The sequence below is a fragment of the Bradyrhizobium genomosp. III genome, assembly GCF_000261705.1.
Classification (GTDB): Bacteria; Pseudomonadota; Alphaproteobacteria; order Rhizobiales; family Xanthobacteraceae; genus Bradyrhizobium; species Bradyrhizobium ottawaense.
Map to the genome: position 1 here is coordinate 1 of NZ_AJQF01000028.1, position 4,019 is coordinate 4,019.

4 protein-coding genes and 1 pseudogene are annotated in these 4,019 nt (G+C 63.8%); 2 read left to right on the top strand and 3 right to left on the bottom strand.

What is annotated here, in order from left to right:
• The 3 genes and pseudogenes from IC66_RS48120 to IC66_RS0102520 form a co-directional block, all read right to left on the bottom strand.
• Positions 1–116 (bottom strand): annotated as a pseudogene (locus IC66_RS48120) (polysaccharide deacetylase family protein); the annotation flags it as partial.
• A gap of 144 nt (positions 117–260) precedes the next feature.
• Positions 261–830 carry a glutathione peroxidase gene (locus IC66_RS0102515; protein WP_028144965.1) on the bottom strand — a complete coding sequence of 190 codons (570 nt, stop codon included), beginning with the start codon at positions 828–830 and terminating at the stop codon, positions 261–263.
• A 93-nt stretch (positions 831–923) separates the two neighbouring features.
• On the bottom strand, positions 924–2,507 hold the full coding sequence (locus IC66_RS0102520) for a L,D-transpeptidase (RefSeq protein ID WP_038946557.1): 1,584 nt from the start codon (positions 2,505–2,507) through the stop codon (positions 924–926).
• Between the two features lie 208 nt (positions 2,508–2,715).
• Here IC66_RS0102520 and IC66_RS0102525 point away from each other — a divergent pair, with 208 nt between their 5' ends.
• Both IC66_RS0102525 and IC66_RS46045 read left to right on the top strand, forming a co-directional pair.
• A complete protein-coding gene (locus IC66_RS0102525; protein ID WP_028144963.1) occupies positions 2,716–3,264 on the top strand; it encodes a CreA family protein in 549 nt (182 codons plus the stop codon).
• Between the two features lie 386 nt (positions 3,265–3,650).
• Positions 3,651–4,019 (top strand): hypothetical protein (locus tag IC66_RS46045; protein ID WP_157158005.1); only part of this gene is annotated, 369 nt, incomplete at its 3' end.

Below are 4,019 nucleotides of genomic sequence, written 5' to 3' on the forward strand. Positions count from 1 at the left end.
GCTGCGGGCTTTGCGGCCGGGGTCTGCGACCATGCTGCGCCGGTCATCGCAACCGACATCGCGCTTGCCAAAATCAGTCCTGCCGCCACACGCATGGTGTTGTCCTCGAGATTGATCCCGTTGTTCCGCCGCTGCTTTTCGCCCCCGGCAAAAACCGTCCTGCCCCAAACGATCCTAGCCTAGATGGTGGGCCATCGCCATTGCAACGGCTGTTTGGCATCCCGCCACAATTGTGCCCAGCCGGATTGGGGCGCCGCGCGTCAACTGTCGGCCAGCGTCCTGGCAATGGCCGTCTTGATCCGCGTGTCGGCCGGTTCGACCGCGGACGGAAAGACCTCGACGATGTAGCCGTCGCGGCCGATCAGATATTTGTGGAAGTTCCAGCGCGGAACTTCGCGCGGGCGCGCATCGGCGGCCCATTTGTAGAACGGATGCGCCTTTGCTCCGACGACGTTCACCTTGGCTGCGATCGGAAAGGTAACACCATATTGGTGGTGCGCGGTCTCGGTGATCTCGCTGCTGCCGCCCGGCTCCTGGCCGCCGAAATCGTTGGAGGGCACGCCGATCACGGTGAGCCCGCGCGCACGAAACTCGTTCCAGATCTCCTGCAGGCCGGCATATTGCGGCGTGTAGCCACAGAGCGATGCGGTGTTGACCACCAGCAGCGGCTTGCCAGTGAAGGCGGCAAGGCGGATGTCGTCGCCGGACAAAGCGGGGAAGGAAAAGGCGTAGGCCGAGATCCGGCTCATGCCGCCATCGGCCAGTGCGCGCGTTGCCGGCGCGAGCATGCCTGCAAGCGCCGCGGTGAGCACGGTTCTGCGATTCATCATGACGGCGTCCCCCGAAATGATCCGGGCCGGATGTTACTCCGCCGCTGCGACCTGCCTCGTCAACACCGCGTTATCGACGCGCCGTGAAACAGGTCAGTACAGGCGGACGATGAAGTCGGTGCCTTCGCCGGTCTCGCCCTGGTTGATGCCCTGGTCCGAGATGATGATCGAGCCGCCGGATGTCAGCATCTCGTTGATCTTCGCCATGGTGTCGGCGGGGATAGAGACGCGGTCGAGGGCCGCGGCCGGGCTGTCCGGCGTGACCACGGGCTTGGCAGCCACAGGCTTGGCGGCGACGGGGATCACCGCAGCGTCACCCTTGCGGCGCGTGAGGCGGCTGTCGTCCTCGCGGGCCGCGGAACGGGCGGAGACCGGAAGCGACACCACCGACCAACGCAGCGCATTGGAGTCGGTCTTGTCGAGCTCGGCGGTGAAGATATGCGTGCCGAGCGGACGGTCGCTCGTGGCGATCGTGATCGGGACCTCGAACAACGGCGCGAAATTCTGCCGTACGTAGAGCTTGGAATCCTTGCGGCTGATGAAGACGGCGATCTGGCCGGCCCGCTTGGGCGCTTCCGGCTTTGCGGCCGCCGCCGGTTCGGCAACGCGGCCGTCATCCTTCTTCGCGTCGGGCGAGGCGGCGAGCGCAGGTGCAGTGGCCGGCGCATCGGGCGTCTTCGCGGAGTCCGCGGCTTCCGTCTTGACCGGCTCGGTCTTGACAGCTTCGACCTTGTCGGTGGCCGGCTTGTCGTCGCTAGCCGGCTTGGCGGCTTCCTCCGATTGAGGCTTGGCGGCGCCGGATGCCTCGGCCGTCTTGGTCTTGTCGGCCGGCACGGCGGCTTCGTCGCGGGCTGACGCATTGCCCGTGGTCACACCCGACATCACGACGTGTCCGACGGACGTGCGCAGCTCGAGCACGCTGTCGGCGCTGGCAGTTTTGGTCTCGGCGCCTTTGGTCAGCGCGGCGCCCTTGTCGGCCTTGTCGCCGACATTGGTCTGCGGCTCGAGGCTGGCGGCAGGCGGCGGCACGCGCACGGAGGCGAGCAGGGGATGGGAGAAGCTGTGCGGCGTCATCTCGCCGGGCGCGACGATGACGCGCGCGCCCATCCTGGTCCAGTTCCACATCTTCACCGCGAACGCCATCGGCATGCGGATGCAGCCATGCGAGGCCGGATAACCCGGCAGCACGCCGGCATGCATGGCGACACCGGACCAGGTGATCCGCTGCATGTACGGCATCGGCGCGCCGCTATAGATGTTGGAGTGGTGGAATTTGTGCTTCTGGATGACGCTGAACACACCCATCGGCGTCGAATGGCCCTTCATGCCTGTCGACACCGGAGATTCCGCGAACACGCCGTTGGTGTCGTAGACCGTGACCTTCTGCCGGTCGATCGAGACGACGATGACCAGCGGCCCTTGGGGCTTGGTCCCGGCTTCCTTCCCGGCGACAGCTTCCTTCTTGACGGCAGCGCCGCGCTTCTGCGGCTTCTGGCGCGGTATTTCGGGATGCCGGTCCTGCCGGGCGTAATAGGACCCGTCGGAATAATCCGTCCAATAATAAAATGCAGCGTCTGCCTGGCTGGTCGCGCCGATCACACCCGCCGCCGTCAAAATGGCGACCTGCCACAGCCGCGCCGGCTTTGCAGAAAAACCCGACCCGTTCACGCTGTTCATCCTCGAATCCATAATCCAAATCAGAAGTTAGTCTCGCAGAGGGGATACGCGTTCACCAGCAGGGCGGTTCTGCCATCAGCTACATTTGTCCAAGTCGTAGCAAAAAAGCCTCACGGAGCGGTAAACGGCGGCCGCGCCCGTCTGTCCGTCGTCTTCCTGAGCGGCTGCCTCATGCCTACATTGTGGCGACTTGTTAGCGGAGAACTTCATGTCATCTCGTTTCCTCGGTCTTTCTGGCATCCGATTGAAAGGCTTAGCTTTCTTCCTCCTGGCTCTGGTCGTGCAGTCGGCGTCCGCTTCGGCTGCCGACGAGCCCGATCTGATCTTCCGCCGCTCCACCGTGTTCAAATGGATGAGCCCGAACGACAAGCTCGCGACCTATGGTCTCGACGATCCTGAAGTCGAGGGCGTCGCCTGTCATTTCACCGTGCCGGAGAAGGGCGGCTTCAAGGGTTGGCTGGGCCTTGCCGAGGAGGTCTCGGACATCTCGCTGGCCTGCCGCCAGGTCGGCCCGATCAAGTTCAAGAACAAAATGGAGCAGGGCGACGACATGTTCCGTCAGCGCCGCTCGCTGTTCTTCAAGAAGATGCAGATCGTGCGCGGCTGCGACGCCAAGCGCAACGTGCTGGTCTACATGGTCTATTCGGACAGGCTGATCGAGGGCTCGCCGAAGAACTCGACCTCGACCGTGCCGATCATGCCGTGGGGACCGACGGACGCAAACGTCCAGAAGTGCGGCGAGTTCTTCACTCAGTGACGCGCTTGCGTTCACTCAGTGCCGCGCTTGGGTTCACTCAGCGCGGCTGGCCCGCGGTTTGACAAGGTGCGAGCCGGTCAGGCGCACGAACGCTTGTGGCGCGGCTTCAAAGCCGCGGCCAGACTGCAACGACATCGCGCCGGCTGAGGCGACGCGATTCGATCGTTGATCTCCGCGGTCCGTCCGTTGGTCCGCCTCGCGCGGCATTGCGCGATCTTGCGCCACCATAATGGCCATCCCTCAAGTAAACGCGCCCGGTGATCCGGGCGTCCTGGCTTCGATGGCTTGGGTCGCGGCCGACGTGCCCTCGGTTCGACCCAGCCTTCGTTTGCCGTTCCATTCAGCAGAAAAACGTAAAATGCGTGTGAAGCGGGTAAGGCGCGAGCATGACGGCGGCTGCGTCTGGTGTGGTCGCGCACCGCAGCCGGAACTTGGCAGGCTACTTTGATCTGCGGCGAGACCCATCTGAAATGATTGGTCTTTTCGGAGAATTATGTCGTCGTCCCGGGCTCGACGAAACAATTCTCACGGAGATGAAACCATTTTGCGCTTTTGGCGCATCACGCGCGAAACCGCCCATGGTTATCAGCTTCACAACGAACGACGGCGCATCGCCGGCCACCGAATTCGGAGACAAGACCATGCGCGCGCTCAGCTTCATCCTTGCCTTCGGTTTGGTGATTGCAGGCTCTTCGTTCGCGGGCGCGCCGGACGGCAATCTTCCCGGTGTCGGCACCTTCCAGTACAGCGGCTCG